The 1459-nt window shown below is 66.8% G+C and carries 1 protein-coding gene; it reads right to left on the reverse strand.

The window, feature by feature from the left end:
• Nucleotides 1-20: 20 nt before the first annotated feature.
• Nucleotides 21-1367 (reverse strand): IS701 family transposase, encoded by a 1347-nt coding sequence (locus AB0Q90_RS42060; protein WP_363166034.1) that lies wholly within the window; start codon nt 1365-1367, stop codon nt 21-23.
• Nucleotides 1368-1459: the final 92 nt, after the last annotated feature.

The raw sequence follows: 1459 nt of genomic DNA on the forward strand, positions 1-1459 counted from the left end.
CACGGCAGTTGTAGATCTGGTCATGGCTGATCTTGGAGGACGTGTCGGTGCTGGTGGCAGGCTCGCGCGACAGCTTGATGGTGTCGGCGCCAGGTCATCCAGTTCAGGATGTGTTCCGGGTCCTGGACGGGTGGTGTGAGGACGAATGCCCGTAGGAGTCGGACGAGTTCGGGGCAGGTCAGCGGGATGAGTCGACTGGCTCCGGCTGGGCGGGCCGTGGTCGTGGCGGCGGTGGTCAGGGCAAGGACGGCGGATGCGATCAACGAGAGCAGTGACCAGCGCATCCAGGAGTTCCAGCAGGTCACCTGCCCTTGATCCAGGCCGGTGAAGGTCTTGCCGAGTTGGAAGGTCTCCTCGATCCGCCACCTCCGGCAGATCACTTCCACGAGTTGGGCGAGGGTGATGTCGTCGGCTGCCCAGCAGCGGAAGTAGGAGATCTTGCCGGTGTAGCGGTGTCGGCGGGCGACCAGGACGCTGGTGCCGTCACGGTCGTGGCCGTCGGGGGTGTCGTCCGCGCGGATGTCGAGCCAGGCCCAGTCGTACTCGCGGGTGCCCTTCGTGCCGTGTCCGGTGTGCATGCGCATCCACTGGTGCGGCAGCACCTTGTTGATCATCTGGTGGGCCTTCCATCTGCGGCCCGCTCCATCCGTGACCGTGTGGGTGCGGGACACGCCGACCGTGTAACCGAGCCCGAACTCGCGCAGGCTCATGCGGAGTTCACGTCCGGAGTACACGTCGTCACCGGCGAACCAGCGTGCCTTCACGCCCAGCGCGAGCGCGTTGTTGACCATGGCGGCGGTCTGCTGCAGCTTCGTCGCGAACGTGATCTCTTCAGGGACGCCGGCCGCCTCGCGGCGTTCCTCGTCCGCGGCCCAGTCCTTCGGGAGATACAGGACCCTGTCGATCACCACCCGCACGGACGCGGTGACGGCGGCCAGGTGCACGGCGACCTGGCACAGTCCGACACCTTTGATCGCACCGGAGTACTGGCGGCCGGCGCCGACACAGCCGGTCGAGGATTTAGCGTCCCCGGTCTCGTCCGCGACGAGGACCACGTCTTGACCTGCGAGTTCACGCACGATGAGATGGGCGATCTCCTCCCGGGCCCGGTCATGGTCGAAGCTCGCCCGGGACAGCAGGTGCTGCAGCCGGTGCGGTCCCGGATGCCCCAGGGCCTCGGCCAGAGTCCAGCAGTTGCGGGTGTCCACCTCCGCAAGCAGCCCGGTGATCATCTCCGCCGCCGTCGCACGGGTCTCACGCCGGGCGAAGCAGTCTGCGATCGCGTCCATCGCCGCCCCGAACAGTCTGTCCCACACGGCCTGGGCTATCGTGGCCTCCACGGCCACCTGGTTCTGATACGTCGTCACAAACGTTCATGATCATGGTGGCCGTACCCATGCCCGCCCCCGCCCCCATAGCCGCTGACCAGCATGGACGCCAGAACTACAGCTGCCGTGTC

This window comes from Streptomyces sp. NPDC079141 (genome assembly GCF_040686775.1).
Classification (GTDB): domain Bacteria; phylum Actinomycetota; class Actinomycetes; order Streptomycetales; family Streptomycetaceae; genus Streptomyces.